The sequence below is a fragment of the Streptomyces sp. TRM68416 genome, from assembly GCF_014596915.1.
Taxonomy (GTDB): Bacteria; Actinomycetota; Actinomycetes; order Streptomycetales; family Streptomycetaceae; genus Streptomyces.
This window is the reverse complement of sequence record NZ_JACVWU010000004.1, coordinates 108,085-134,311: the sequence shown is the minus strand read 5'-3', so window position 1 is coordinate 134,311 and position 26,227 is coordinate 108,085. Positions and strand designations below refer to the sequence as shown.

At 70.2% G+C, this 26,227-nt stretch carries 26 protein-coding genes; 11 read left to right on the top strand and 15 right to left on the bottom strand.

Annotated elements, in window-relative coordinates; all coding sequences use genetic code 11:
• Positions 1-119: 119 nt before the first annotated feature.
• Positions 120-1,295 carry a glycosyltransferase family 39 protein gene (locus ICC28_RS08155; protein ID WP_411158575.1) on the top strand — a complete coding sequence of 392 codons (1,176 nt, stop codon included), beginning with the start codon at positions 120-122 and terminating at the stop codon, positions 1,293-1,295.
• Between the two features lie 15 nt (positions 1,296-1,310).
• On the opposite strand, the gene ICC28_RS08150 is transcribed toward ICC28_RS08155, so the two are convergent.
• Positions 1,311-1,841: a YbjN domain-containing protein gene (locus tag ICC28_RS08150; RefSeq protein ID WP_188287757.1), complete on the bottom strand. Its 531-nt coding sequence runs from the start codon at positions 1,839-1,841 to the stop codon at positions 1,311-1,313.
• A gap of 165 nt (positions 1,842-2,006) precedes the next feature.
• Complete coding sequence (gene clpB, locus ICC28_RS08145; RefSeq protein WP_188287756.1) at positions 2,007-4,604, bottom strand: ATP-dependent chaperone ClpB; 2,598 nt, start codon at positions 4,602-4,604, stop codon at positions 2,007-2,009.
• Positions 4,605-4,718: 114 nt separating this feature from the next.
• On the opposite strand from clpB, the gene ICC28_RS08140 reads away from it, so the two are divergent.
• The gene (locus ICC28_RS08140; protein ID WP_188287755.1) at positions 4,719-5,135 is read left to right on the top strand and encodes a pyridoxamine 5'-phosphate oxidase family protein; all 417 of its coding nucleotides are present in this window, start codon (positions 4,719-4,721) and stop codon (positions 5,133-5,135) included.
• A gap of 148 nt (positions 5,136-5,283) precedes the next feature.
• Here ICC28_RS08140 and ICC28_RS08135 read toward each other — a convergent pair whose 3' ends face one another.
• A complete protein-coding gene (locus ICC28_RS08135) occupies positions 5,284-5,622 on the bottom strand; it encodes a hypothetical protein (protein WP_188287754.1) in 339 nt (112 codons plus the stop codon).
• Between the two features lie 295 nt (positions 5,623-5,917).
• Here ICC28_RS08135 and ICC28_RS08130 point away from each other — a divergent pair, with 295 nt between their 5' ends.
• Genes ICC28_RS08130 through ICC28_RS08120 form a run of 3 tightly spaced genes read left to right on the top strand, consistent with a single transcriptional unit; the run spans position 5,918 to position 8,895 of the window.
• A complete protein-coding gene (locus tag ICC28_RS08130; RefSeq protein WP_188287753.1) occupies positions 5,918-6,940 on the top strand; it encodes a helix-turn-helix transcriptional regulator in 1,023 nt (340 codons plus the stop codon).
• A gap of 9 nt (positions 6,941-6,949) precedes the next feature.
• Positions 6,950-7,909, top strand: a complete 960-nt coding sequence (locus tag ICC28_RS08125; RefSeq protein WP_188287752.1) for a helix-turn-helix transcriptional regulator — start codon at positions 6,950-6,952, stop codon at positions 7,907-7,909.
• The gene (locus tag ICC28_RS08120) at positions 7,906-8,895 is read left to right on the top strand and encodes a helix-turn-helix transcriptional regulator (RefSeq protein ID WP_188287751.1); all 990 of its coding nucleotides are present in this window, start codon (positions 7,906-7,908) and stop codon (positions 8,893-8,895) included. The genes ICC28_RS08125 and ICC28_RS08120 overlap by 4 nt, the downstream gene beginning before the upstream one ends.
• On the opposite strand, the gene ICC28_RS08115 is transcribed toward ICC28_RS08120, so the two are convergent.
• The 7 genes from ICC28_RS08115 to ICC28_RS08085 form a co-directional block, all read right to left on the bottom strand.
• Positions 8,858-9,880: a helix-turn-helix transcriptional regulator gene (locus ICC28_RS08115; RefSeq protein ID WP_188287750.1), complete on the bottom strand. Its 1,023-nt coding sequence runs from the start codon at positions 9,878-9,880 to the stop codon at positions 8,858-8,860. The two genes, ICC28_RS08120 and ICC28_RS08115, sit on opposite strands and share 38 nt — an antisense overlap.
• Before the next feature lie 260 nt (positions 9,881-10,140).
• Positions 10,141-11,244: a substrate-binding domain-containing protein gene (locus ICC28_RS08110; RefSeq protein WP_188287749.1), complete on the bottom strand. Its 1,104-nt coding sequence runs from the start codon at positions 11,242-11,244 to the stop codon at positions 10,141-10,143.
• Positions 11,245-11,676: 432 nt separating this feature from the next.
• On the bottom strand, positions 11,677-12,123 hold the full coding sequence (locus tag ICC28_RS08105; RefSeq protein ID WP_188287748.1) for a heat shock protein transcriptional repressor HspR: 447 nt from the start codon (positions 12,121-12,123) through the stop codon (positions 11,677-11,679).
• Between the two features lie 5 nt (positions 12,124-12,128).
• Entirely contained in the window at positions 12,129-13,313 is a 1,185-nt protein-coding gene (dnaJ, locus tag ICC28_RS08100) for a molecular chaperone DnaJ (protein ID WP_188287747.1), read from the bottom strand.
• A gap of 36 nt (positions 13,314-13,349) precedes the next feature.
• Positions 13,350-14,003, bottom strand: a complete 654-nt coding sequence (gene grpE, locus ICC28_RS08095; RefSeq protein WP_188287746.1) for a nucleotide exchange factor GrpE — start codon at positions 14,001-14,003, stop codon at positions 13,350-13,352.
• Positions 14,000-15,847, bottom strand: a complete 1,848-nt coding sequence (gene dnaK, locus ICC28_RS08090) for a molecular chaperone DnaK (protein ID WP_188287745.1) — start codon at positions 15,845-15,847, stop codon at positions 14,000-14,002. Before dnaK ends, grpE begins: the two co-directional genes overlap by 4 nt.
• 94 nt (positions 15,848-15,941) lie before the next feature.
• A complete protein-coding gene (locus ICC28_RS08085) occupies positions 15,942-16,949 on the bottom strand; it encodes an MraY family glycosyltransferase (protein WP_188287744.1) in 1,008 nt (335 codons plus the stop codon).
• A 224-nt stretch (positions 16,950-17,173) separates the two neighbouring features.
• On the opposite strand from ICC28_RS08085, the gene ICC28_RS08080 reads away from it, so the two are divergent.
• A complete protein-coding gene (locus ICC28_RS08080; protein ID WP_188287743.1) occupies positions 17,174-19,441 on the top strand; it encodes a (Fe-S)-binding protein in 2,268 nt (755 codons plus the stop codon).
• Positions 19,442-19,520: 79 nt separating this feature from the next.
• Here ICC28_RS08080 and ICC28_RS08075 read toward each other — a convergent pair whose 3' ends face one another.
• From ICC28_RS08075 to ICC28_RS08060, 4 genes are read right to left on the bottom strand one after another with little or no spacing between them, the layout of a single operon-like run.
• Entirely contained in the window at positions 19,521-19,901 is a 381-nt protein-coding gene (locus ICC28_RS08075; protein ID WP_188287742.1) for a fic family toxin-antitoxin system, toxin component, read from the bottom strand.
• Entirely contained in the window at positions 19,898-20,173 is a 276-nt protein-coding gene (locus ICC28_RS08070) for a hypothetical protein (protein ID WP_188287741.1), read from the bottom strand. The genes ICC28_RS08075 and ICC28_RS08070 overlap by 4 nt, the downstream gene beginning before the upstream one ends.
• A 41-nt stretch (positions 20,174-20,214) precedes the next feature.
• Positions 20,215-20,496, bottom strand: a complete 282-nt coding sequence (locus ICC28_RS08065; RefSeq protein WP_317453979.1) for a hypothetical protein — start codon at positions 20,494-20,496, stop codon at positions 20,215-20,217.
• Positions 20,493-20,792 carry a hypothetical protein gene (locus tag ICC28_RS08060; RefSeq protein WP_188287740.1) on the bottom strand — a complete coding sequence of 100 codons (300 nt, stop codon included), beginning with the start codon at positions 20,790-20,792 and terminating at the stop codon, positions 20,493-20,495. Before ICC28_RS08060 ends, ICC28_RS08065 begins: the two co-directional genes overlap by 4 nt.
• A gap of 163 nt (positions 20,793-20,955) precedes the next feature.
• Between ICC28_RS08060 and ICC28_RS08055 the strand changes: the two genes are divergently transcribed.
• The 5 genes from ICC28_RS08055 to ICC28_RS08035 all read left to right on the top strand — a co-directional run bounded on the left by ICC28_RS08055 (position 20,956) and on the right by ICC28_RS08035 (position 25,762).
• Positions 20,956-21,243, top strand: coding sequence for a winged helix-turn-helix domain-containing protein (locus ICC28_RS08055; protein ID WP_317453978.1), 288 nt, complete (start codon positions 20,956-20,958; stop codon positions 21,241-21,243).
• A complete protein-coding gene (locus ICC28_RS08050; RefSeq protein WP_188287738.1) occupies positions 21,240-21,518 on the top strand; it encodes a zinc-ribbon domain-containing protein in 279 nt (92 codons plus the stop codon). Before ICC28_RS08055 ends, ICC28_RS08050 begins: the two co-directional genes overlap by 4 nt.
• A gap of 234 nt (positions 21,519-21,752) precedes the next feature.
• Positions 21,753-23,225, top strand: a complete 1,473-nt coding sequence (locus ICC28_RS08045) for a VCBS repeat-containing protein (protein WP_188287737.1) — start codon at positions 21,753-21,755, stop codon at positions 23,223-23,225.
• 76 nt (positions 23,226-23,301) lie between these two features.
• Complete coding sequence (locus ICC28_RS08040; RefSeq protein WP_188287736.1) at positions 23,302-24,735, top strand: FG-GAP-like repeat-containing protein; 1,434 nt, start codon at positions 23,302-23,304, stop codon at positions 24,733-24,735.
• A 55-nt stretch (positions 24,736-24,790) separates the two neighbouring features.
• A complete protein-coding gene (locus tag ICC28_RS08035; RefSeq protein WP_188287735.1) occupies positions 24,791-25,762 on the top strand; it encodes a Yip1 family protein in 972 nt (323 codons plus the stop codon).
• Between the two features lie 112 nt (positions 25,763-25,874).
• Here the strand turns inward: ICC28_RS08035 and ICC28_RS08030 are convergent, their stop codons facing one another.
• Entirely contained in the window at positions 25,875-26,183 is a 309-nt protein-coding gene (locus ICC28_RS08030; RefSeq protein ID WP_188287734.1) for a hypothetical protein, read from the bottom strand.
• Between the last annotated feature and the right edge of the window lie 44 nt (positions 26,184-26,227).

Sequence of the window (26,227 nt, the reverse complement as noted above, 5' to 3'; positions counted from 1 at the left end):
TCCTCCAATCGGTTCCCAGCCGAGCGGCCGGTGGCGATGCCGCCAGTGCGGTGAGCCCCGTGCACCCGCCCGGCGCTCAGCGCTCGCGTCCGCCCGGTTCGCCCTGCAAGGTGCGGGATGTGACCCACGCCAGCACCCTCGCGGCCCCGGCCGTCCCGCGCGCGAGCCTTCGGCGGAGGCCGGCCGCGAGCCTCGGTACCGCCCTCGGCCTGTTCGCCGTCGCCCGGTTCGCCGGGGTCGCCGTGCTGGCGGTCGTGGCCTGGGCGAGCGGTCGGCAGCCGCTGGCGCTGCTCGGGCGGTCGTGGGACTCGGGGTGGTATCTGGGGATCGCGGCGCACGGCTACGGCCGTAGCCTCCGCTTCCCGCCCGAGATCGTGCAGAGCGATCTGGCGTTCTTCCCGCTGTACCCGGCGCTGGTGCGGGCGGTGGAGGCGGTGAGTCCGCTGGGGTGGGGGGCGGCCGGGCTGGTCGTGTCGTGGGTGGCCGCCGGGGTGGCTGCCTGTGGGATTCATGCGCTGGCCGCCCGCCTGTACGGCCGCGCGGTCGCGACCGTCGCGGTCCTGCTGTGGGGGCTGCTGCCGCACTCGGTGGTGCTGTCGATGGCGTACACCGAACCGGTGCTGACCGCCTTCGCCGCCTGGGCGCTGTACGCGGTGCTGGCCGGGCGCTGGCTGTGGGCGGGCGCGCTGGCCTCGCTGGCCGGGCTGACCCGGCCCACCGGGTTCGCGGTCGCGGCGGCCGTGCTGGTGGCGGCGGTCTGGGAGCTGTGGCGGCGGCGCGGGAAGGTTTCCCACAGGCTGTGGACGGGCGCCGCGCTCGCCCCGCTCGGCTGGCTCGGGTACGTGCTGTGGGTGGGGCGGCGCACGGGCGATCTGTTCGGCGGCTACTTCGAGGTGCAGCGCCTGTGGGGCTCGCGCTTCGACTTCGGCAGCGGCTCGCTGCGCTTCGTACGCCATCTGCTGCTGCACGGCGACCGCCTGGTCTTCCCCGTGGCGATGGTGATCGTCGCGGCGGCCGTCCTGCTCTACGGCCTTCTCCTCGCCGACCGCGCCCCGCTGCCGCTGGTGGTCTACAGCGGTGTTCTGCTGCTGGTCGCGCTCGGCGGGTCGGGCTTCTTCGAGTCCAAGCCGCGCTTCCTGCTCCCGGCGTTCCCGCTGCTGCTCCCCCTCGCCCGGGCACTGGTCCGCACGGCGAGAGCCCGGCCCTGGCACGCGACCGTGGTGGTCGGCGCCCTGGCCGGGCTCTCGTTCGCTTACGGCGCGTATCTGGTCGTAGTGGCCGATACGCCCCTGTGAGCGGGGGTCTACGGGTTACTCCTCGTCGCCCTCGGGCTTCTCGGCCTCGTTGACCTCCTGCTCAAGGCCGAGCTGCTCCACGAGCCACTTGTCGAACTCGATGGCCGCCCGCACCCAGCTGACGGTCGAGGAGACGAAGTGCTCCAGGCTGACGCCGGTGCCGATCAGCATCTGCGCCTCGCCGATGAGGCGGACGGTGCCGTCGTCGTGGGTGTGCGTGTAGAGCTTGGGCCACAGCGTGCGCCGGTTCCAGTCGTCGATGGACTCCAGCAGCTGCGGCTTCTCGTCGATCTGGTGCGGGCGGTCGTAGAAGGTCCGTACCGAGAAGACCTGCTGGTCCCCCTCTCCCCGGAACATGAAGTAGGTGCGGAACTGCTCCCACGGCGCCGCGAGGTCACCCTCGTCGTCGACGACGTACTTGAGCTCCATCTGGTCCAGGAGCTGCTTGACGAGGTCCTGATCCGGGACGACGGGGCCCGCCGGTCCTTGGGGCTGCGGCTCGGGCTGGCCCCCGAAGTTCGGAATCGAGGACGGGTCGATGGACATACTTGGAGACTCCTGCGGTCGTCTGGCTCGTCCGGCCGTCGCTGAGGCCAGACGTGTACGTTCCACCCTCTCTCTCTTCGCCCCCGGGGGGCAACCTCCTTCGGGGACGCGCCTCGGCCGCGGTCCCGCGGCGGCTGCCCCGGGGCCGCGCTCACGCCGCCGCGGCTACAGCGTCTTTCCGGTCGCCGGTCCCACGATCAGACCGTCGCCGAAGGCGTCCACGCGGACCGTGTCGCCGTCCTTGACCTCGCCGGACAGGATCTCCTTGGCGAGGCGGTCGCCGATGGCGGTCTGGACGAGGCGGCGCAGCGGGCGGGCGCCGTAGGCCGGGTCGTTGCCCTCGTCGGCGAGCCAGGCCAGGGCCTCCTCGGTGATCTCCAGGGTGAGTCGGCGTTCGGCGAGGCGCGCGGCCAGCCGGTCGATCTGGAGGCGGGCGATCCGGCTCAGCTCGTCCTTCGACAGCGCGGAGAAGACGACGAGGTCGTCGAGGCGGTTGAGGAACTCCGGCTTGAAGGCGGTGCGGACCACCTCCAGCACCTGTTCCTTCTTCTCCTGCTCGCTGGTGAGCGGGTCGACCAGGAACTGGCTGCCCAGGTTCGAGGTCAGGACGAGGATCGTGTTGCGGAAGTCGACCGTGCGGCCCTGACCGTCCGTCAGGCGGCCGTCGTCCAGCACCTGCAGAAGGATGTCGAAGACCTCCGGGTGCGCCTTCTCCACCTCGTCGAGCAGCACGACGCTGTACGGGCGCCTGCGCACCGCCTCGGTCAGCTGGCCGCCCTCCTCGTAGCCGACGTAGCCGGGGGGCGCGCCGACGAGCCGGGCGACGCTGTGCTTCTCGCTGTACTCCGACATGTCGATGCGGACCATGGCCCGCTCGTCGTCGAAGAGGAAGTCGGCGAGCGCCTTGGCCAGTTCGGTCTTGCCGACGCCGGTCGGGCCGAGGAAGAGGAAGGAGCCGGTCGGGCGGTCGGGGTCGGCGATACCGGCCCGGGTGCGCCGTACGGCGTCGGAGACGGCCTGCACGGCCTCCGTCTGCCCGATCAGGCGCCGCCCCAGCTCCTCCTCCATGCGCAGCAGCTTCTGCGTCTCGCCCTCCAGGAGGCGGCCGGCCGGGATGCCGGTCCAGGCGGCCACGGTGTCGGCGATGTCGTCGGGGCCGACCTCCTCCTTCACCATGGTGTCCTTGGCGGCCTCCTCCTCGGCCTCGGAGGCGGCCTCCAGGTCCCGCTCCAGGGTGGGGATCTCGCCGTAGAGCAGCTTGCTGGCGGTGTCGAAGTCGCCGTCGCGCTGGGCGCGCTCGGCCTGGCCGCGCAGCTCGTCGAGCTTCTCCTTCAGCTCGCCGACCCGGTTGAGGGACTGCTTCTCCTTCTCCCAGCGGGCGGTCAGGCCGCGCAGTTCCTCCTCCTTGTCGGCGAGGTCGCGGCGCAGCCGCTCCAGGCGCTCGCGGGAGGCCGCGTCGGTCTCCCGGCTCAGCGCCAGCTCCTCCATCTTCAGCCGGTCGACGGCGCGCTGGAGTTCGTCGATCTCGACGGGCGAGGAGTCGATCTCCATGCGCAGCCGGGAGGCGGCCTCGTCGACGAGGTCGATGGCCTTGTCGGGCAGGAAGCGGGAGGTGATGTACCGGTCGGAGAGGGTGGCCGCGGCGACCAGCGCGCTGTCCGCGATCTGCACCTTGTGGTGGGCCTCGTACCGGCCCTTGAGGCCGCGCAGGATCGCGATGGTGTCCTCGACGGTCGGCTCGGCGACCAGCACCTGCTGGAAGCGGCGCTCCAGGGCGGGGTCCTTCTCGATCCGCTCGCGGTACTCGTCGAGCGTGGTCGCGCCGACCATGCGCAGCTCGCCGCGGGCGAGCATGGGCTTGAGCATGTTGCCCGCGTCCATGGCGGAGTCGCCGCCGGCGCCCGCGCCCACGACGGTGTGCAGCTCGTCGATGAAGGTGATGATCTGCCCGTCGGAGTCCTTGATCTCCGCGAGCACGGTCTTGAGCCGCTCCTCGAACTCGCCGCGGTACTTGGCGCCGGCGACCATGGCCCCGAGGTCGAGCGCGACGAGCCGCTTGTCCTTGAGGGACTCGGGCACGTCACCCTTGACGATCCGCTGGGCGAGGCCCTCGACGACGGCGGTCTTGCCGACGCCGGGCTCGCCGATGAGGACGGGGTTGTTCTTGGTGCGGCGGGACAGCACCTGCACCACGCGCCGGATCTCGTGGTCCCGCCCGATGACGGGGTCGAGCTTGCCCTCCCGCGCGGCTTCGGTGAAGTCCGTGCCGAACTTCTCCAGGGCCTTGTACTGCCCCTCCGGATCGGCTGTGGTCACCCGGCGTCCTCCCCTTGCCTCCTGGAACGCCTGCAGCAGCTTCTTCGCCGTGGCGCCCTGCTGGGAGAGTACGTCGCCGGCCTGGCCGCCCTTGGCCGCGATGCCGATGAGCAGGTGCTCGGTGGAGAGGTACTCGTCGCCCAGCTCCTTCGCCTTGGCCTGCGCCTCGGCGATCACCGTGAGCAGCTCCCGGCTGGGCTGCGGGGGCGCGACGGTGGACCCGGTCACGCTGGGCAGCCCGGCGAGCACCTTCTCGGCGCCCGCCCGTACGGCGGCCTGGTCGGCCTCCGTGGCGGCGAGCAGGTCGGTGACGTTCTCGTTGTCCTGTCCCTGGAGCAGCGCGAGGAGCAGATGGGCGGGGGTGAGGTCGGGGTGTCCCTCGGTCACGGCCCGGTTGCTCGCGGCGTTGATCGCGTCCCGGCTCCGGTTGGTCAGCTCGGCGTCCACGTGTCCCTTCTCCTCCTGGCGTCTCCCATTACTGACTCAATCAGCGTACACAAAGTTGAGTCTATTCCACTCAAGGCGGCGCGCGGGAGGGCTCAGGGGCTAAGTTCCGGCGTCATGGCGACGACATACTCCGTGGACCCGGGCGATCCCGACGACTCCTACCTCAGCTTCTGGCGGGAACGGCACCTGTGCACCCTGACGACCCTCCGCGCGGACGGCAGCCCGCACGTGGTGCCGGTCGGGGTCACCTACGACCCGGAGGCGCGACTGGCCCGGGTGATCGCGAACAAGTCCAGCGCGAAGGTGGGCCACGTGCTCGCGGCCGGGCCTGCCGGTGCCCGGGTCGCCGTGTGCCAGGTGGACGGGCGGCGGTGGGCGACGCTGGAGGGACGGGCGTACGTACGCACCGCCCCGGACCGGATCACGGAGGCGGAACGGCGCTACGCCGAGCGCTACGGTCGGACGCCGTCCCCCAATCCGGCCCGCGTGGCGATCGAGATCGAGCTGACGCGGGCTCTGGGACGCGGCTGACGCGTTTCGGCCAGGCACGGCCGCCGCACAACCCTCCCGATACCCGGAAATGTCCCGTAAAACTGCAGCGGCGTCACCGTGTTCAGGTCACGGTGACGCCGCTGCGGGGGGAAGCACCTGAGCGATCTGTTACGACGGGGGAATCGCGTCAGGCACTGCGGGGGGTGGCTGTAATGGTTTGGGGGGCCTGGACCTCCGGTTCCACCACCTGGTGGTGGTCCCGTTGATCCAGGTTCACAAAAATCATTCCGTATCGAATGGCACATCGGACGGGCTGCGGAGCGCCGCGGGGCCGCCGCAGACACCGGTACGCCCGCAGGTCCTCGTCCTCGTCCCGCGTCACCACGACCGGCTCGCCGAACACCGTCACCATCAACGAGTCACCGGGGTGGGGGATCGCGGTGACCAGATCGATGAAGTGCCAGCCGGAGCGGTAGGCGGTGGCCATCTCGCGGCGGAAGGAGCGGTCGTCGGGTGGAGTGGTCATGGCGATCAATCCCACTTGGTGTCCGCAGGGAAACTGGCCACATCGTCGCCCACTGCGGAAACGGCCACAGACTCAGCGCCCACCGCACTGTGCGTGTCGCCCTTCGCACCGGAGAGACCGACCAGCGTTCCGCAGGCCACAACGGCGGAGAAGGCGGCAACAAGCACCGAGCGAAGCATTCTCATACGCATAGTCGGCTTCGTCCTCACTTGAAGGTCCCCTCTTCCCCCGTCGAGTAAGACGATGGCTCATTCGGGCACGTCATGGCCACACGATCGGTGCATCATGTTCCTGCATGTTCAGGACCCTGGGGGGTGGAGATTTGGAAACAAATGGGACTAAGGCGACACATCCCCATACGGTGACGGAGCTGTGTGAGGACGGAAGCCGCCTATACGCACGGGCTCTGCGTATGGGGCGGATCGCTCGCTCCGACGCAGATGCCGCCCCCTGCCTGATGGAGTTCGCCCTGCTCCACCCCGATCCTGACGACCCCAACTGGCTCCGCCCCGTACCCCCGTCGGTCGCCCTGGCCCACCGGCTCAACCCCATCGAACGCAAGATCACCGAGCAGCGGCGGCAGAGCATCGCGCTGGCCGAAGCCTTCGAGCCATTCATGGCCCTCGGTGTCCAGGACACCGCACCGAACCACGCACTGACCGTGCTGGAGGGCCTGGACCGCATCAACGCCGCGCTCGACCTGGCCACGGAGCAGTGCCAGAACGAGGTGCTCAGCGTCCAGCCGAGCGGCGGGAGCCGCAGCCCCGAGAAAAGGCTGCTGGAAGCGCTGGAACGCGACAAGCCGCTCATCGAGCGGGGCGTCCGCATCAGAACTCTCTACCAGCACACCGCACGGTACAACCCCGAAAGACTCGCCTACGTCGACCAGTTCACGAACGGCAAGGTGGAGTACCGCACGATCGACGAACTGGTAGAGCGCCTCATCGTCTGCGACGACACCGTCGCCTTCATCCCCATCCGCGAGGACCGCCAGGTCGCTCTGGAGGTACGGCACCCCGGACTGGTCCGCTACCTCATCAAGGTGTTCGAGTTCATCTGGGACCGGGCCGTCCCCCTGAGCGCCGGCGCCCCCTACGGAACCGCTGCCGACGGCATCACCGAGATCCAGCACTCCATAGCCAAGCTCCTCATCGAGGGCCACGTCGACGAAGCCATAGCCCGCCGCCTCGGCATGAACGTCCGCACCTGCCGTGCCCACATCGCCAAGCTCGCCACCGCGCTCGGCAGCGGCAGCCGCGCCCAACTCGGCTACCTCATCGCCCAGTCCGGGATCCTGGACCGCGAAGACGAAGGGTGAGGAGCGAGCTTGCACCGGCACCCGGCGGAGGAGGTCTGCGCGGCGGGCCTGGAGCTGTACACCCGCGCCCTGCGTGACGGCCGCGTACGACAGGCGGAGGGGGACCTCGTACCCTGCGTCCTCGACCGGGGGCTGCTCCGGCCGATCCTGGAGTCCCCCGGCTGGCTGCGCCCCGTGGCGCCGGCCGTCATGCTGCCGAGGCTGCTCGGCGCCATCGAGGAACAGGTGGCCGAACACCGGCGGCACGAGACCTGGTTGGCCGAGGCCTTCCAACCACTGCTGACGATGGGTGTCCGCCGCGACCTCGCCGACATCTCCCTGGTTCAGGGCAAGGAACGGATCAACGAGACCATCGGTGACACCATGCGCCGCGCCACCGCCGAGCTGCTCGTCATCCAGCCGGGCGGCAAGAGGCCGCACTCCGCGCTCGGCAAGGCCCTGGCCCGCGAGCAGGACATGCTCGCCCGAGGCTGCCGCATGCGCACGCTCTACCAGCACACCACCCGCCACGACCCGGCGGTCCTCGCCCACTACGAGCTGCTCAAGGGCGACGTCGAAGTACGCACCCTGGACGAGGTCCCCGAGCGGCTGATCGTCATCGACCGCACCGTGGCCTTCGTCCCCGCCAACCCGGACCGCTCCCTCGCCGTGGAGGTCCGCCACCAGCCGCTGGTGACCTACCTCGCCACGACCTTCGACCGCCTGTGGCACCTGGCCACCCCCATGTACCCCGAAGCCGTCCAGCAGCCCACCCTCAACGGCATCACCCCCCGCCAGCGCGCCATCGCCCGCCTCCTCGTCGAAGGCCACACCGACGCCGTCATCGCCGACCGCCTCGGCATGAACGTCCGCACCGCCCGCGTCCACATCGCCAAACTCGCCGCCACCCTCGGCAGCGAGAGCCGCGCCCAACTCGGCTACCTCATCGCGGAATCCGGGATCCTGAGACAGGAAGGGGACGGCCGGTGAGCGTGACACCGCACCCGGAGCACGCCGTGGAGGACCTGTGCACGGCCGGACAGCGGGTGTACGAGCACGCCCTGCGCCACGGCTCGGTACGGGCCGAGGAGGCCCGGGACGCCCCCTGCCTGGTCGACTTCGGGCTGCTGCAGCCGACCGTCGAGGACATGGCCGTACTGGAGCCCGTCGCCCCGGTCGTCGCCCTGCACCGTCTGCTGCGCTCCTCCGCGGAACGCGTCGCCGTCGAGCGCCGGCGGGAACTGCGGCTGACGGAGACGTTCGCCTCGTGGATGCGGATCGACGGGCGGGACACGGCCGAGACGGGGACCCCGCTGATCACCGTGCTCGGCGGACGGCAGCGGATCAACCAGGTCATCACCGAGGCCATGGCCGACGCGGCGCACGAGGTGCTCTCCATCCAGCCGCACACCAGCTACGGCGCCCAGGCCAGCCCCGAGACGCACCTCGCGGCCATGGAACGCGACCAGGACCTCCTCGACCGCGGCGGCCGCATCCGCGCCCTCTACCCGCACACCCTGCGCCACTCCCCCCAGGTCATGGCCCGCTACGAGGACCTGACGGGCGACGTCGAGGCCCGCACCCTGAACGAGGTCATCGACCGGCTCATCGTCGTGGACCGCACGGTCGCCTTCATCCCCGCCGACAAGGACCGCACCAACGCTCTGGAGATCCGCCACCCCGCCCTGATCTCCTACTTCGCCACGACCTTCGACCGCCTGTGGCACCTGGCCACCCCCATGTACCCCGAAGCCGTCCAGCAGCCCACCCTCAACGGCATCACCCCCCGCCAGCGCGCCATCGCCCGCCTCCTCGTCGAAGGCCACACCGACGCCGTCATCGCCGACCGCCTCGGCATGAACGTCCGCACCGCCCGCGTCCACATCGCCAAGCTCGCCGCCACCCTCGGCAGCGAGAGCCGCGCCCAACTCGGCTACCTCATCGGACAGTCCGGGGTTCTTGACCAGGCAGGGTGAGCGAGTGGGGCGGCCCGTCGAGGCCGACCTGGGCGATACGGACGCCCAGTTGGGTGCGGCTGGCCGCGCCCAGCGTCTCCGACAGGCGGGCGATGTGCGCCCGGCACGTACGGACGCTTATCCCGAGCCGCTCCGCGATCACCGCGTCCTGGTGGCCCTCCGCCAGCAGCGCGGCGATCGAGCGCTCGCGGTGGGAGATGCCCTCGATGCCCGTGTCGGGCAGCGGCGCGGTCAGCGGGATCGCGAGACGCCACAGCCGTTCGAAGACCGTGACCAGGTAGTGCACCAGCGCGGGGTGGCGCAGCTCCAGGGCGAGGGTGCGGTCCGCGTTCGCCGGGATGAAGGCCACCGTACGGTCGAAGAGGATCAGCCGGTCGATCACCTCGTCCAGCGTCCGCGCCTCGACCGTGTCGCCCATCAGCTCCAGGTAGTTGAGCAGCCCCTGCCCGTGCCGGGCCACATGGGTGTACAGGTCGCGCATCCGCACCCCGCGGGCGCGCAGCGCCATCGCCCGGTGCAGTCCCTCGGACAGCTCGTGCTCGGGGCGGATGCCGCCCGGCTGCACGGTCAGCACCTCCGTCCGGCACGCCTCGGTCGCCTCGTCCATGGCGGCCTGGATCCGGGAGAGACCGTCCAGCACCCGGATCGCCGTGCCCTCCACGGCGGCCTGCCGCGGCTGCGCGCCGAGACCGGCGTACCACTCGAAGGCCGCGACCGCCGAGCCCATCCGCCGCTGGCTCGCGCTGACCTCGTCGTACACCCCCCGCAGCAGCCGTGTCATGACCTCCTGCGGGGAGGTGGGGACCAGCCAGGCCATGTCGTCGGGGTCCGGGTGCAGCAGCGCCAGCTCCAGCAGGCAGGGCACCGCCTCCGCGTCCGCGCGCGGCAGCCGGCCGCGCCGTACGGCCCGGGAATACACCCGATCCCCGGCCTCGCACAGTCGGTCAGCACCGTGTGGATGCCCATCCGTCCCGTGCCCGGCCATCGCCCATTTCACCCCCCGGTTTCAGCGTCTCGCAGCGCAACTATGCGCGGACAGCGCGTGGTCCGCAACACGCCTCGGCCGCCCGGGCACGCCGATAAGCCACGCCGTGTCCCCTTATGTCGCCACCTCCGCCCACGGCATTTCAGCAAGCTGAGGCCCGTGCCCCACGGGCAACACGACCCGCTCCGAGCACGTCCCGGACGGAACGCACCGAAGGGGGAGCCCGTGGGCTCCCCCTTCTCGGCCTTCTTCCGCGCCTGCTACAGCCCGGCGGCGTTGCACTCTTCCTTGAGCTTCGGCGTGCAGATCTCGGACAGCTTGTAGATGCCGTCGTTGATGACGGTCTCCCTGATGTTCTCCGCCGTCAGGGCGACCACGGGGACGAGCTGGGCCGGGATGTCCTTGTCGGTGGGGCTGTCGACGCGGTCCGCGGTGAGGGAGTCGAACTTGAGGTTCTTGCCCTGGACCTTGGCCACGGCCATCTCCGCGGCGGCCTCGGCCTCCTCGATGTACGACTTGTAGACGCTCATGTACTGCTCGCCCGTGATGATCCGCTGCACGGCGTCCAGTTCGGCGTCCTGGCCGGTGATCGGCGGCAGTTCGGTGACACCCGCGGCCTCCAGGGCCTTGATGATGCCGCCGGCCATGCCGTCGTTGGCGGAGTAGACGGCCGCGATGTTGTTGACGCCGATCTCGTTGATCGCCTCGACCATGTTGGCCTGGGCGTTCTCCGGCTTCCAGTCCTTGGTGTCGAAGGACTTGGCGATGGTCAGCTGGCCGTTGAGCTCGCTCAGCGCGCCCGCCTTGAACTGCTTGGCGTTCGGGTCGGTGGGCGAGCCGTTCATCATGACGATCTTGGTGGAGGTGTCGACGTCACCGCCGAGGGCCTCCAGCAGGGAGCGGCCCTGCACCTCGCCGACGAGCTCGTTGTCGAAGGAGATGTACGCGTCGATCGGCCCCTCGGCGAGACGGTCGTAGGCGATGACCGGAATGCCGGCGTCCTTGGCCTTCTGCACGTCGCTCGCGATGGCGTTGGAGTCCACCGCGTCCAGCAGGATGACGTCGACCTGGTCGCTGATCATCTTCTGCATCTGCCGACTCTGCTCGCTCGCGTCGGCGTCCGCGTTGGCGTAGACGACCTTGCCCTGCTTGTCGGTGAGCTCGGTGACCTTCTTCGCGATGATCGGGTGGTCGAACTTGTCGTACCTGGTGTTCGCCTTCTCCGGCAGCAGCAGCCCCACCGTGATGTCGTTGCCCTTCGTCGGGCTCGCATCGGCGCTGTCCCCCGTCACACCCAGCGCCCCGCAGGCGGAGAGCGAGAGGGCCATCGAGGACGCGGCCACGCATATGGCGATACGACGCATTGGGGAGCTCACTTCTGGTGCCTTCCGGACGCGGGCGCAGCTTTGCAACCCAGGTGACTGAAAAGCCAACGCGGCGGCGCCCCCCACCGTCAAGCGGAATCACTTAACGAGTCCGCAACACCACGCTCCGCTTGGCCTGTGAAGGCCTGGCGGAATCGCCTACAAGCACCCTTTACGGACCCTCCACGCCCCGCTGACGCAGCGCGGTGGCGAGATCCGTACAACCAACCCCCTTCCTGGCGAGCCAGGATCACGACAGCTCTCGCACGGCTGCCCCCGCATCGCTCAGAGGATCGAATGAACCCAGTCAGGACGGCACGGAGTCCCGGCCGGCGGATGACCGGGCGGTCGCCACGCCGTAGCACGCCGGAAGGGGCCCGGAGAGTCCTCCGGGCCCCTTTCACGTATCGGCGCGTGCCTGTCGGCCAGGGCCTAGTCCTTCGCCTTCTTCGGCCGCCACACCACCAGCGCGCTGGTCTGCTGGACCTCCTGGTACGGGACCAGGTCGCGGCGGTAGGAGGCGTGGACGGCCGCCTCGCGCTGCTGCATGGCGGCCGCCGCGCCGTCCAGGGCCGACTGGAGTTCCGCGACGCGGGACTGCAGGGCGGCGACCTGGTTCTCCAGCTCGATGATGCGCTTGATGCCGGCGAGGTTGATGCCCTCGTCCTGCGACAACTGCTGCACCTGGCGGAGCAGTTCGATGTCGCGGGCCGAGTAGCGGCGGCCCCGGCCGGCGGTGCGGTCCGGGGAGACCAGGCCCAGGCGGTCGTACTGGCGCAGGGTCTGCGGGTGCAGGCCGGAGAGCTGGGCCGCCACCGAAATGACGTAGACCGGGGTTTCCTCGGTCAGTTCATACGGATTGCGTCGACGACCGTCCATCTCTGTCATGCTCCCTTCGCGGCCTGGAACAGCTCCGCCCGCGGGTCCTCGCCCGCGGTCGCCTCGCGGTACGCCTGCAGCGCGTCACGAGCCTTCCCCGTCAGGTCCTTCGGAACACTCACCTCCACGGTGACCAGCAGGTCGCCGCGGGTGCCGTCCTTGCGGACCGCGCCCTTGCCCCGCGCCCGCATGGTGCGGCCGTTGGGCGTGCCCGGCGGCAGCTTCAGGGTGACCGGCGGGCCGCCGAGGGTCGGGACCCGCACCTCACCGCCGAGGGCCGCCTCCGCGAACGTCACCGGGACGGTCACCGTGAGGTTGTCGTCCTTGCGGCCGAACACCGGGTGGCTGTCCACGTGCACCGTGACGTACAGGTCGCCGGCCTGGCCGCCCCGCTCGCCGGGTGCGCCCTTGCCGCGCAGCCGGATGCGCTGGTTGTCCGAGACCCCGGCCGGGATGCGGACCTGCATGGTCCGGGAGGACTTCGCGCGGCCGCTGCCCTTGCAGATCTCGCAGGGGTCCTCCGCGATCAGCCCGCGGCCCTTGCAGTCCGGGCAGGGGTCGGTGAGCGAGAAGCCGCCGCCGGAGCCGCGCGCCACCTGGCCGGTGCCGACGCAGGTCGGGCAGACCCGCGGGTTGCCGTTCTTGTCGCCGGTGCCCGAACAGGCCTTGCACGGTGCCTGCGAGGACATCCGCAGCGGGACCGTGGCCCCCTCGATGGCTTCGGTGAAGCTGAGGGTGACCTCGGTGTCGATGTCCTGGCCGCGCCGCGGCTGCACCCGCGTGGTGCCGGAGCCGCCGCGGTTGAACAGGCCCCCGAAGACGTCTCCGATGCCGCCGCCGAAGCCGCCGGTTCCGCCCTGGCCCTGGGCGCCGCCCCCGAAGAGGTCGCCCAGGTCGAAGTTGAAGGAGCCGCCGCCCGCGCCGCCGCCCGGCCCCGGACGGAACCCGCCGTTGCCGAAGAGGGAGCGGGCCTCGTCGTACTCCTTGCGCTTCTTGGGGTCGCCCAGCACGTCGTTCGCCTCGGAGATCTCCTTGAAGCGCTCCTCGGCCTTGGCGTTGCCCTTGTTGGCGTCCGGGTGGAACTCGCGGGCGAGCTTCCGGTACGCCTTCTTGATCTCGGCCTCGGTGGCGTCCTTGGGGACGCCGAGAACCTTGTAGTAGTCCTTCTCGATGAAGTCCTTGGTGCTCATCCCCGACGTCCCTCCTTCCGGTCAGTCCCTGTGCCTTCAGCCCTCTTCAGAGCTGCTGTCCTTCTCCTCCGCGGCCTCGGACGCCTCCTCGGCCTTGACCGTCTGCGCGCCCGGCTGCGGTTCGGCGACGGCCACCCGCGCGGGGCGGATGGTGCGCTCGCCGATGCGATACCCGGGCTGCAGAATCGCCACGCACGTCGTCTCGGTGACGTCCGGCGCGTAGGAGTGCATCAGGGCCTCGTGGATCGTCGGGTCGAAGGGCTCGCCCTCCTTGCCGAACTGCTGCAGGCCCATCTTCGCCGCGACGGTCTCCAGGGACTCGGCCACCGACTTGAAGCCGCCGACCAGTTCGCCGTGTTCCCGTGCGCGGCCGATGTCGTCGAGCACGGGCAGGAGCTCGGTCAGGAGGTTCGCGATGGCGATCTCCTTGACCGTGATCCGGTCGCGCTCCACTCGGCGGCGGTAGTTCTGGTACTCGGCCTGGAGCCGCTGGAGGTCCGCCGTGCGCTCACCGAGCGCCGTGCGCACCTGGTCCAGCTGGGCCACCAGGCCCGCGTCTGCTGCTTCGTCCCCGGCCGGGGCCGCCCCCTCGCTCTCGGGCGAGGGTGCGGCCTGCGGCTCGGCGTCGTCGGGGGTCGCGCCGGAGGGGACGTCGGGCTTCTCCTCGAAGCCCGGGGTCTCCTCCGTCACGCGGCACCGTCCTTGCGCTCGTCGTCCACGATCTCGGCGTCCACGACGTCGTCGTCGGCCTTGGGGGCGTCGGCACCGGCACCGGCGGCACCGCCCGCGGCCTGGGCGCCCTGGGCGTCGGCGTACATCGCCTGGCCGAGCTTCTGGGAGACGGCCGCGACCTTCTCGGTGGCGGTGCGGATCTCGGCTGTGTCCTCACCCTTGAGCGCGGCCTTCAGCTCCTCGATCGCGCCCTCGACCTCGGTCTTGATCTCGCCCGGGACCTTGTCCTCGTTGTCCTTGAGGAACTTCTCGGTCTGGTAGACGAGCTGCTCGCCCTGGTTGCGGGTCTCGGCGGCCTCGCGGCGCTTGTGGTCCTCCTCCGCGTACTTCTCCGCCTCTTCGCGCATGCGGTTGACCTCGTCCTGCGGCAGCGAGGAGCCGCCGGTGACGGTCATCTTCTGCTCCTTGCCCGTGCCCAGGTCCTTGGCGGTCACGTGCATGATGCCGTTGGCGTCGATGTCGAAGGAGACCTCGATCTGCGGGACACCGCGCGGGGCCGGCGGCAGACCGGTCAGCTCGAACATCCCGAGCTTCTTGTTGTACGCCGCGATCTCGCGCTCGCCCTGGTAGACCTGGATCTGCACGGAGGGCTGGTTGTCCTCGGCGGTGGTGAAGATCTCCGAACGCTTCGTCGGGATCGTCGTGTTCCGCTCGATCAGCTTGGTCATGATGCCGCCCTTGGTCTCGATGCCGAGGGACAGCGGGGTGACGTCGAGGAGCAGGACGTCCTTGACCTCGCCCTTGAGGACACCGGCCTGGAGCGAGGCGCCGATGGCGACGACCTCGTCCGGGTTCACACCCTTGTTGGCCTCCTTGCCGCCGGTCAGCTCCTTGACGAGCTCGGCGACGGCGGGCATGCGGGTGGAGCCGCCGACGAGGACGACGTGGTCGATCTCGCTGAGGGAGATGCCGGCGTCCTTGATGACGTTGTGGAACGGCGTCTTGCAGCGCTCCAGCAGGTCCGCGGTCAGCTGCTGGAACTGCGCGCGGGTCAGCTTCTCGTCGAGGTGCAGGGGGCCCTCGGCGGAGGCGGTGATGTAGGGCAGGTTGATCGAGGTCTCGGAGGACGAGGACAGCTCGATCTTCGCCTTCTCCGCGGCCTCGCGCAGGCGCTGCAGGGCCATCTTGTCCTTGGCGAGGTCCACGCCGTGCCCGGACTTGAACTGCTGCACCAGGTAGTCGACGACGCGCTGGTCCCAGTCGTCACCGCCGAGGTGGTTGTCGCCGTTGGTGGCCTTCACCTCGACGACGCCGTCGCCGATCTCCAGGAGGGACACGTCGAAGGTGCCGCCACCGAGGTCGAAGACGAGGATGATCTGCTCGTCCTTGTCGAGGCCGTAGGCGAGCGCGGCCGCGGTGGGCTCGTTGACGATGCGCAGGACGTTCAGACCGGCGATCTCGCCGGCCTCCTTCGTCGCCTGGCGCTCGGAGTCGTTGAAGTAGGCCGGGACGGTGATGACCGCGTCGGTCACCTTCTCGCCCAGGTAGGCCTCGGCGTCCCGCTTCAGCTTCTGCAGGATGAACGCGGAGATCTGCTGCGGGTTGAAGGGCTTCCCGTCGAGCTCGATCTTCCAGTCCGTGCCCATGTGGCGCTTCACGGAGCGGATGGTCCGGTCCACGTTGGTGACCGCCTGGCGCTTGGCGACCTCGCCGACGAGCACCTCACCGTTCTTCGCGAAGGCGACGACGGACGGCGTGGTCCTGGCGCCCTCGGCGTTGGTGATGACGGTGGGCTCGCCGCCCTCCAGAACGCTGACGACGGAGTTAGTCGTGCCCAGGTCGATGCCGACCGCACGTGCCATGGTTGATTCCTCCAGCTGACTTGAGTGGAACGGACTCAAGTGTGCACGAGGCTCCGCGCGCGGTCAACAGACCTGAGTCAGCCAGACTCAACTCTTATCCGTTCCTTACACGCAACTGCCCTCTGACCTGCGAAGACGGCAAAGGCCGCACCCCATGCGGCTTCACCCGCAGGAGCAGGAGTACGGCGACCAGGGCGCCCCCGGCCACCCACAGCACCCCCGTGGCGCCGATCCGCCCCAGATGCACGAGCACGGCGACGAGTACCCCGCCGACGGCGCCCGCACCGAGGACGACGGTGGCGCCCTGCGGGGTCAGGCCGAGCCGCCGCAGGCGGTGCGCGAGATGGTCCGGCCCCCGCCGCCCGCTCAGCCGCCGCGCCACGAGCACGAGCACCACGTCGGCGCTCGCGACGGCCGTGAGCGCGAACAGCACGCCCGCGCTGGAGGCCGGCTCGTGCCCGGTACGGGTGAGCACGGCGGCCGAGGCGAGCACGAACCCGGCGAACAGCGACCCTCCCGCACCGAGCCCCACGCGCGCGGGATGCCAGTTGAGCATCAGGAACCCGGTCAGCGCGGCGGCCAGCACGCTCAGCAGCACCGCGAGCCCGTCCAGCACCTCCGCCGCCGCGAGGGCCGCCACCCCGAAGGCGGTCACCAGCCCGACCGTGCCCACCAGGGCGTCCGCGTGGTCGAGCGCCCGGAAGGCGAGGGCGACGAAGGCGACCCACCCGGCCGCCAGCACCCCGCCGACGACGCCGGTCTCCTCGTAGGGCATCACACAGGCCGCCGCCACGGCCGTACCGCCGAACAGCAGCCGCGGCCTGAGCCGGTGCCGGTCGGCGAGCAGTCCGAGGGCGGCCACGGCCGCGCCCGCGACGACCAGCCGGCCGATGCCCGTGCCGAGCGGCGCGGCGCCGGTCCACTCACCGGCGGCGGCCACCAGGCAGGTGGCGAGGACGACGGCCGTGCCGCCGGACAGCGGCACGGGACGCTGGCGGCGGCGGTCGACGAAGCCCAGGCGCAGGGCGGGCGCGCGCAGCAGCGCGGCGAGGAGGGCGGAGAGGAGGAGAGCGGCACTGGCCGCGGCGATCCCGTAGAGCACGGGTCTAAAGTAGGCGCAAATGTACCAATTTCGTGGCAATAACACGTTCAGCCCTTAAGGCAACCCTCAGCGACTCAGATCACCCCGCGCCTGGCTACAGTGCGGAGGGAGATACGGGTAGTCTCAGACGGACTGCATAAGTTACCGCTTAGTAATGTCGAGTAGCGCCTCACCGAACCAGAGGCCACCTCGCAGAACCCCTCGCAGGCCCGAGGAGCCCCGAAATGCAACTCGCCGCGATCATCGTGTCGATGGTCCTGATGGCGGTCGGCGTCGCCCTGTTCGGCCGTGCCGTCCTTCAGATCTTCCGCTTCGTGATGCTCGGCCAGCCCCTCCCGGCCGGAGCGCGGACCAACGACCCCGTGCTGCGCACCATCACCCTGGCCAAGGAATTCCTCGGCCACACCAGGATGAACCGCTGGGGCATCGTCGGCATCGCGCACTGGTTCGTGGCGATCGGCTTCTACACGCTGCTGCTGACCATCGTGAACGCCGTCGGCCAGCTCTTCCAGGCCGACTGGATCCTGCCGGTCATCGGTGACTGGGCGCCGTACAACATGTTCGTCGAGTTCATCGGCACGATGACGGTGCTCGGCATCCTGACGCTGGTCGTCATCCGGCAGCTGTCCCGGCCCGGCAAGGCGGACCGCAAGTCGCGCTTCGCCGGCTCCAACACCGGCCAGGCGTACTTCGTCGAGACGATCATCCTCATCGTCGGCGTCTGCATCTTCATGCTGCACGCCCTGGAGGGCGCCCAGCACCACGTCGACGGCTACGAGGCGTCGTTCTTCATCTCGTACCCGGTCGTCTCGGCGCTGCAGGGCCTGGACCTCTCCACCCTCCAGAACCTCACCTACCTCTTCGCCGGCGTGAAGATCGCGGCCTCCTTCATCTGGATGATCACGGTCTCCCTGAAGACCGACATGGGTGTGGCCTGGCACCGCTTCCTCGGCTTCCCGAACATCTGGTTCAAGCGCAACGCCGACGGCGCCAGCTCGCTCGGCGCCCTGCTGCCGATGACCTCGGGCGGCAAGCCGATCGACTTCACCGACCCCGGCGAGGACGACGTCTTCGGCGTCTCCCAGGTCGAGCAGTTCTCCTGGAAGGGCATCCTCGACTTCTCCACCTGCACCGAGTGCGGCCGCTGCCAGTCGCAGTGCCCCGCCTGGAACACGGGCAAGCCGCTCTCCCCCAAGCTCCTGATCATGTCCCTGCGCGACCACGCGCACGCCAAGGCCCCCTACCTGCTGGCCGGCGGCGGCAAGACGATGGAGGGCGAGGAGAAGGCGAGCGAGGAGCAGCTGGCGGGCGTCCCCGCCGCCGCCCTCGCCGAGGCCGAGCGCCCGCTGATCGGCACCGCCGAGGAGAACGGCGTCATCGACCCGGACGTCCTGTGGTCCTGCACCACCTGCGGCGCCTGCGTCGAGCAGTGCCCCGTCGACATCGAGCACATCGACCACATCGTCGACATGCGTCGCTACCAGGTCATGATCGAGTCCGCGTTCCCGTCCGAGGCGGGCACGATGCTCAAGAACCTGGAGAAGAAGGGCAACCCCTGGGGCCTGGCCAAGAAGCAGCGCCTGGAGTGGACGAAGGAAGTCGACTTCGAGGTGCCGGTGGTCGGCAAGGACATCGAGGACCTGTCCGAGGTCGAGTACCTCTACTGGGTCGGCTGCGCCGGCGCCCTCGAAGACCGCGCCAAGAAGACCACCAAGGCCTTCGCGGAGCTGCTGCACATGGCGGGCGTCAAGTTCGCGATCATGGGCGGCGACGAGAAGTGCACGGGTGACTCGGCGCGGCGTCTGGGCAACGAACCGTTGTTCCAGGAGCTGGGCATGGAGAACGTGGCCGCGCTGAACATGGCGTTCGGCGAGGACGACGAGGACCCGGAGACGAAGAAGCCGAAGTCTTCCAAGAAGATCGTCGCCACCTGCCCGCACTGCCTCAACACCCTCGGCAACGAGTACCCGCAGCTCGGCGGCGACTACGAGGTCATCCACCACACCCAGCTGCTCCAGCACCTGGTGGACGAGGGCAAGCTGACCCCGGTGACCCCGGTCGAGGGCATCATCACGTACCACGACCCCTGCTACCTGGGCCGGCACAACAAGATCTACACCCCGCCGCGCGAGATCATGACCGCCGTCCCGGGCCTGCGCCAGCAGGAGATGCACCGCCACAAGGAGCGCGGCTTCTGCTGCGGCGCCGGTGGCGCGCGGATGTGGATGGAGGAGCGGATCGGCAAGCGCATCAACAACGAGCGCGTCGACGAGGCCCTCTCCCTCAACCCCGACATCGTCTCGACGGCCTGCCCGTTCTGCCTCGTCATGCTCACGGACTCCGTGAACGGCAAGAAGAACGACGGCCAGGCCAAGGAGTCCATCCAGGTCGTCGACGTCGCCCAACTCCTCCTGGAGTCGGTGAAGACCCCGGTCGACCCGGAGGACGCGGCGGAGTCGGAGAACGAGCCGGAGCCGGAGCCGGTGAAGTAACTCCTACGCCTCTTCTACGGCGGTTTCGACGCCCCCTGTTCCATGCGTATGGGCAGGGGGCGTCGTCATGTCCGCTCGCTCACTCCGGGTCGACGGGGACCCACCAGGAGGAGAGGGTGCGGGCGACTTCCGGCAGCTCGACCTCGTAGGCGCGGACGCCGAGCACGAGGGCCAGTGCCTCCTTGGGCTCCGCTTCCAGGCGGTAGCCGTTCAGGCGGGCGAACTCGCGGACGGCCAGCCACGCGAACCGGTAGTTGCTGTGCTCCAGCGCATCGTGGCGCGCCAGTTGCTCCAGCAGCGCCGCCGCCTTGTAGCGGAGCGTGGGATAGACCTCGCGCTCCAGCGCCACGGCCGTCATCCGGTCACATGCGCAGGTCAGGACCCCCAGGTCGTCGACCTGGGGGTCACGCGGCAACGTCTCGGCGACGGCCAGCAGTTGGGGCAGGTCGATGGGGGTCACCACTCGCCGGGCTCCCGCTCGAAACCGCGCGCCGCCTCACGCTGGCGGGCCAGCCGGGCGTCGTTCTCCCGGTCGGCCTCGGCGAACGCCTCGGCGTACCGCTCCACGCCCTCCCGCACCGACCGGCGCAACAGCCGGTCCGCCTCCTTCGACTCCGCGAGCAGCGTGTCGTGCATGTGCGCCTGAAGACTCTTGCCCTGCGCTTCCGCACGTCGGCGGATGGCATCCAGCTCATCAGCGCGGAGCCTGATCGTGACCGTCTTCATCTCCATGGCTGCAACGCTAGCAACGCAGCCACGGACGTAGAGGCCGTTCATTCCAACCCCTCCAGCCGCCGCCCCCGGCTCTGCGCGACCCTCAGTACGTCATCGAGGGCTTGCGTGAGGCACTCGGCGAGGAAGCGGAGTTCGCCGGGCGGGGCGTCCGGGAGGATCTCGCGGGCGTGGGCGACGAGTTGCCCGCCCGCGCCGAGCTGGACGGACTCGGCGATGTCGGCCAGCCGGGAGACCGGGCCGTCGTGGTCGTCGGTGATCAGGTAGCAGGGCTTGCCCTCGGTGCCGGTCCAGGGGAGGAGCCGGGGCGGGTGATCCGTCACGCGACCTCCAGCCCGTGGATCCAGCAGGGGCCGGGCATGTCCTGACCGAGGGCGGCGAGCGCCAACTCCCGTCGGCGTTGCCGCTGTTCGTGGGCGGTGAGGTACGGGCGGACGGCTCTTGTGGCGGTGGCGTCGAGGGGGGTGTCCAGGCCGTAGGGGCTGCGGTGGGCCGGGAGGGGGCAGGGGTGGAGCGGCCAGGGGGCGGCCGGGGGTTCGGCGTACGGTACGGGCTTCCGCGGGGGCGGGAAGAGCAGGAGGCCCACCCAGGTAGCGAGGCGGCGGATAAGGTCGGTCATGTCATCAGCTCCGATTCGGCTGGTGGCCACGCCCCCGGACGGCTGCAACCGTCGCGGGGGTCTGTCGTACCCATACCGTAGCGAAGGAAATCTAGGCATTCTAGGGGTTCCAGGATTTCTCTGCATCGCACAGATGTACAGGCATGCGGATGATGGTGTGGTGATGGAATTCGCCCCTGACATCCCCCGCTGGCGCCAGGTCGCCGAAATCATCCGGCGCCGCATCGCGGACGGCACGTACGCACCGCGCACCAGGGTGCCGTCCGTCGTGCAGCTCACGGCGGAGTTCGGGATCGCCAACGCAACGGCGTACAAAGTGCTGCGGGCCCTGCGCGAAGAAGGCCTGACCTATACGGAACCCGGCCTCGGCTCCTTCGTAGCCAAGCGCCCGCAGGAAACCGAGCCCGGCATCGCCCCGTCCGCCGCCCCAACCCGGAAGGCCCCGGAATGATCATCTTCGGCACCAAGGGCTACCTCCACCAGCTCGCGATACTCACCCTCGTGTGCGCAAGCTGCGGCAACCCCGCCGCGCACACGCTCCGCAAGCGCGTCACCAAGTTCACGCTGTTCTTCGTGCCGTTGTTCCCGGTCTCGACGAAGTACGCGACGCAGTGCACCTTCTGCGGCGCGGAGCAGAAGATCGCCGAGGAGCAGGCCGAGCAGCTCCAGGCGCAGGCCGCGGACGGCCGGACGTACGGGCAGCCGCAGCAGCGGCCGTACCGCTAGAGCAAGGTCCCGGCGAACGTCGGCGTCGACGGCCGCCTCCCTGGGCCGCCGGTAGCTCAAAACGTTACCGAACACACGTACAACCCTCCGCTGCCACCACGGGTCTCCTTGATCGCCGACCGGAACGTGAACTCCGGAACAACTCCCGGACAACACGGCCACCCCCCCACCCGTGACCCCGACGGCTGCGGATGCCCCCGCCAGGCATCCCCGTACGCAGCAGGAGAAATCCGCATGCACAAGACGCTCAGACTCACCCTCGCCACGGCCACGGCCGCCACGCTGACGGGCGGTCTGCTCACGTTCACCACGACGACCGCGACGGCCGCGGACTCCACCACCGTCGCGAAGGCCGACTTCAACGGCGACGGCATCGGCGACATCGCCTTCTCCGCGGACGGCGCCTACGTGAACGGCCGGAAGGCCGCCGGCCAGCTCGTCGTCCTCTACGGCTCCGCCACCGGCATCTCCACCGCCAAGCGCTCCGTCATCAGCCAGAACACCACCGGCGTCCCCGGCACCGCCGAGGCCGGCGACCGCTTCGGCTACGACACCGCCTTCGCCGACTTCAACGGCGACGGCTACGACGACATCGCCGTCGGCTCCATGAGCGAGGAGGTCCGCGGCGACAAGAACGGCGGCATGCTGGCCATCCTGTGGGGCTCGGCCTCCGGCATCACCGGCAAGGGTGTCAGCGTCCCCGACCCGGCCCGTTCCTCGCACGACTACTGGGGCAAGAACCTCGCCGCCGGCGACTTCGACGGCGACGGCAAGGCCGACCTGGCCGTCGGCAGCAGCAACTCCACCGTGTACGTCTACAAGGGCGGCTTCACCACCGGCGGCACCCCGGGCGGCCGCTACACCATCACGCCCCCGATCCAGGGCACGGACGCCGGCGGCCCGCTGAACCTGACCGCCGGCGACGTCAGCGGCGACGGCCGCACCGACCTGGTCGTCGATGGCTACGAGGAGGGGACCGAGTACGGCTGGAACAAGAACTACTTCATCCCCGGCACCGCCTCCGGCCTGGACACCGGCTCCACCCGGACGCTCAAGCCCGGCGTGATCACCGCCATCGGCGACATCGACAACGACGGCTTCGGCGACATCGTCAGCGGCGCCCACTGGAACGCCACCACCAGTGACGGCACCGCGATCCCGGACGCCGCCAAGGGCGGCAAGGTCTGGGTGACCTACGGCACCGCCGACGGCCCCGGCTCGGCCACCGGCATCACCCAGAACACCGGCAACGTCCCCGGCACCGCCGAGGGCAACGACTACTTCGGCTACGACCTCGACCTCGGCGACATCAACGGCGACGGCTACCAGGACCTCGTCGTCGGTGTCGCGGGCGAGAACCTCGGCGACGCCGTGGACGCCGGCGCGGTCACCATCCTCTACGGCAGCGCGAGCGGCCTGAACACCTCCTCCGGCGCCCAGTTCTACTCCCAGAACACAGCCGGTGTGCCCGGCGCCAACGAGGACGGCGATTTCTTCGGCATGGACGTCAAGCTCGACGACCTCACCGGCGACGGCAAGGCCGACCTGGCCATCGGCTCCGGCGAGAACGCCGGCAACGGCGCCGTCACCTACCTGCCGTCCAACGGCACGAAGATCACCACCAGCGGTGCGCGGGCCATCTCCCCGAGCAAGTCCGGCGTCTCCACGACCGGATCGCCCTGGTTCGGTGCGAACTTCGCCGACTGACCAGCCGCAGCACCGCCGTACGCCGCCGGGCCCGCACCCACGGGCCCGGCGGTCCCCCTTCGTCTGGAGCCCCGTCTTGCGCAAGCGCACGCTCGTCCTGGCCGCCACCCTCGTCACCGGCCTCCTCACCGCCCTGCCCGCCACCGCCGCCTCCGCCGCGCCGTCGGGGCTCGCGGACGACTTCAACGGCGACGGCTACCGCGACCTGGTGACCACCGCGCCCTACGCGAAGGTGGGCAGCGCCGCCTACGCGGGCGCGGTGGTCGTGAACTACGGCTCCGCGTCCGGCATCAGTGCCTCCCGGCGCACCGTCCTCACCCAGAACACCGCCGGCATCCCCGGCAGCGCGGAGAAGGACGACCGCTTCGGCAGGGCCGTGGCCTCGGGCGACCTCAACAACGACGGGTACGCCGACCTCGTCGTCGGCGTCGAGAAGGAGGACGTCAGCGGCGACAAGGACGGCGGCATGGCCACCATCGTCTGGGGCTCGAAGTCCGGCCTGTCCGGCGGCCAGAACGTCCCCGACCCGGCACGCTCGGCCCACGACGAGTACGGCCAGTCCCTCGCCGTCGCCGACTTCGACGGGGACGGCGACGCCGACCTCGCCGTCGGCAGCACCGGCAAGGACGTCTGGATCCACCGCGGCGGATTCTCCAAGACCTCCGGCGCCGCGTCCCGCTACGAACTCGCCACCGACCTCTACGCCGGCAACGGCATCTACGGCGCCCAGAACCTCGCCGCCGGGGACGTCGACGGCGACGGCACGGCCGACCTGGTGATCAGCGGCCAGTACCACCCGGAGTCGGGCGGGTACGACGACGGCACGCTGGTGTACCTCGGTTCGCCGTCCACCCTGGCCTTCCAGACGTTCCTCAGGAGCGAGGCCTGGGAGCTGGCGGCCGTCGGCGACGTCAACCGCGACGGCTACGCCGACGTGGTCACCTCGGCCTCCCCGGGCACGGTCCGCGAGGGCGACGGCGGCTCGGTCAGCCTCTGGCTCGGCAGCGCCGACGGCGTCCGTACCTCCGCCCACCAGACCGTCACCCAGGACAGCCCCGGAGTGCCGGGCGCGGACGAGCCCTCCGACTGGTTCGGCCACTCGCTCTCCCTCGGCGACGTCAACGGCGACGGATACGCGGACCTGGCCGTCGGCGCGATCTACGAGGACCTCGGCAGCATCCGGCTGGCGGGCAGCGTCACCGTGCTGCGCGGCTCGGCGTCCGGTCTGGCGTCCACCGGCGCCCAGGCGATCAACCAGAACACCTCCGGCGTACCCGGCGGTGCCGAGACCGCCGACCGCTTCGGCTCGGCGGTCCGCCTGTCCGACCTCAACGGCGACGGCAGGGCCGACCTGTCCGTGGGCGCCGACGGGGAGAACGAAGCGGACGGCAGCGTCACCTCGCTGCGCGGTACGGCGTCCGGGGTGACCACGTCGAACGCGGTCGTCTTCGGTCCGGGGTCGGTGGGCGTGTCCAAGGCGGGCCGACTGGGCCAGGAAATGCAGCGCTGACACGGCCGTATCCCCTGGCCCAACCCCCAATCCCCCCTTGGGAATCCCTTAGGGGATGTCACAGCTCGGCCGCAAAGCCGGGCCCGGACCGCCGGGCCCGGCACGTCACTCTCCGGGACCAGGTACGTTCGAAGACGTGGCTGGATTCAGGATCGGACGCGGCGGCCGGGACAACCGGGCCCCGCAAGCGCGACCGCAACAACCTCCGTACGGGCAGCAGGCACCGTCGTACGGCTACCCTCCGCCGCCGCAGCAGCCGTACGGCGGCCAGGGCGGCGGCCACGGGGGTGGCTACGGCGGTCACGGCGAGCCGGAGTACTTCGGTGACGGCGGCGCGCAGCAGTACCCGCAGGGGCCGGGCGGCGGCGGGCACGACCCGTACGCGGCGAACAACCCTGGCCACACCCAGGCGTTCTCCGTCCACGACGACCCCTACAACCAGGGCCAGACCTACCAGGCGGGCGCGGCCCCGGCCGCCCCGGTGGGCCCCCGCCTGCACTGGAAGGAACTGCTGAAGGGGATCATCGTCTCCCCCGCCCAGACCTTCCTCCGGATGCGGGACTACACGATGTGGGGCCCGGCCCTGATCGTGACGTTCCTCTACGGCCTGCTCGCGGTCTTCGGCTTCGACGCGGCCCGCGAGGACGCGATCAACGCGACCCTGTCGAACGCGGTGCCGATCGTGCTGACCACGGCCGTCGCCATGGTGCTGTCGTTCTTCGTGCTGGGCGTCGTCACCCACACCCTGGCCCGCCAGCTCGGCGGCAACGGCGCCTGGCAGCCGACGGTCGGCCTCTCCATGCTGATCATGTCCCTGACCGACGCGCCCCGCCTGGTCGTCGCGATGTTCTTCGGCGGCGACGCCTCCTTCGTCCAGATCCTGGGCTGGGCCACCTGGGTCGCCGCGGGCGCCCTCCTGACCACGATGGTCAGCCGCTCCCACGACCTCCCGTGGCCGAAGGCCCTCGGCGCCTCGGCAATCCAACTGATCGCCCTGCTGTCCATCCTGAAGCTGGGCACGTTCTGACGACGGCTTGAGGCGGACAAGAAGGCCTACGAGAAGGGGCTCCCGGCACGCGGCCGGGAGCCCCTTCTTTCAGTACCGGGAACCCTTCCTCCAGCACCGGGAGCCCCTTCTTTCAGTAGAGGACGACCCGCCACCGCTCCACCCACACCAACGACCCGCCACCCGTACCCCGCACCTGAACCCGCTCCCCATCCACCTGCCGAACGGTTCCGTAGAGCGTCCTGTCGTCGAGGTCCGCCCTGACGACGTCGTCCACCTCCAGGTCGTCCTCGACCGGGCGGGACCACGCATGCCCGCATCGCGCGCACAGGTAGCCGACGGCATCACGCCCGGCCGCGGACAGCCGACGCCCCGGCCGGACCTGCTCGACCAGGCACCGGGGACAGGGATCGGCGGTGTACGCGCCCACCGACCGGGACATCACCCGATCCGGCGGTACGGAGGCCTCTGGAACACGCGCGCGGG

What these genes read in the sequence shown, in the direction of transcription:
- ICC28_RS08150 (WP_188287757.1), bottom strand. Translation starts at nt 1,841, where the DNA reads ATGTCCATCGACCCGTCCTCGATTCCGAACTTCGGGGGCCAGCCCGAG.
- ICC28_RS08140 (WP_188287755.1), top strand. Translation starts at nt 4,719, where the DNA reads ATGGCGACGACATACTCCGTGGACCCGGGCGATCCCGACGACTCCTAC.
- ICC28_RS08135 (WP_188287754.1), bottom strand. Translation starts at nt 5,622, where the DNA reads ATGACCACTCCACCCGACGACCGCTCCTTCCGCCGCGAGATGGCCACC.
- ICC28_RS08130 (WP_188287753.1), top strand. Translation starts at nt 5,918, where the DNA reads ATGTTCAGGACCCTGGGGGGTGGAGATTTGGAAACAAATGGGACTAAG.
- ICC28_RS08115 (WP_188287750.1), bottom strand. Translation starts at nt 9,880, where the DNA reads ATGGCCGGGCACGGGACGGATGGGCATCCACACGGTGCTGACCGACTG.
- ICC28_RS08110 (WP_188287749.1), bottom strand. Translation starts at nt 11,244, where the DNA reads ATGCGTCGTATCGCCATATGCGTGGCCGCGTCCTCGATGGCCCTCTCG.
- ICC28_RS08105 (WP_188287748.1), bottom strand. Translation starts at nt 12,123, where the DNA reads ATGGACGGTCGTCGACGCAATCCGTATGAACTGACCGAGGAAACCCCG.
- dnaJ (WP_188287747.1), bottom strand. Translation starts at nt 13,313, where the DNA reads ATGAGCACCAAGGACTTCATCGAGAAGGACTACTACAAGGTTCTCGGC.
- dnaK (WP_188287745.1), bottom strand. Translation starts at nt 15,847, where the DNA reads ATGGCACGTGCGGTCGGCATCGACCTGGGCACGACTAACTCCGTCGTC.
- ICC28_RS08080 (WP_188287743.1), top strand. Translation starts at nt 17,174, where the DNA reads ATGCAACTCGCCGCGATCATCGTGTCGATGGTCCTGATGGCGGTCGGC.
- ICC28_RS08070 (WP_188287741.1), bottom strand. Translation starts at nt 20,173, where the DNA reads ATGGAGATGAAGACGGTCACGATCAGGCTCCGCGCTGATGAGCTGGAT.
- ICC28_RS08060 (WP_188287740.1), bottom strand. Translation starts at nt 20,792, where the DNA reads ATGACCGACCTTATCCGCCGCCTCGCTACCTGGGTGGGCCTCCTGCTC.
- ICC28_RS08055 (WP_317453978.1), top strand. Translation starts at nt 20,956, where the DNA reads ATGGAATTCGCCCCTGACATCCCCCGCTGGCGCCAGGTCGCCGAAATC.
- ICC28_RS08050 (WP_188287738.1), top strand. Translation starts at nt 21,240, where the DNA reads ATGATCATCTTCGGCACCAAGGGCTACCTCCACCAGCTCGCGATACTC.
- ICC28_RS08045 (WP_188287737.1), top strand. Translation starts at nt 21,753, where the DNA reads ATGCACAAGACGCTCAGACTCACCCTCGCCACGGCCACGGCCGCCACG.
- ICC28_RS08035 (WP_188287735.1), top strand. Translation starts at nt 24,791, where the DNA reads ATGTCACAGCTCGGCCGCAAAGCCGGGCCCGGACCGCCGGGCCCGGCA.
- ICC28_RS08030 (WP_188287734.1), bottom strand. Translation starts at nt 26,183, where the DNA reads ATGTCCCGGTCGGTGGGCGCGTACACCGCCGATCCCTGTCCCCGGTGC.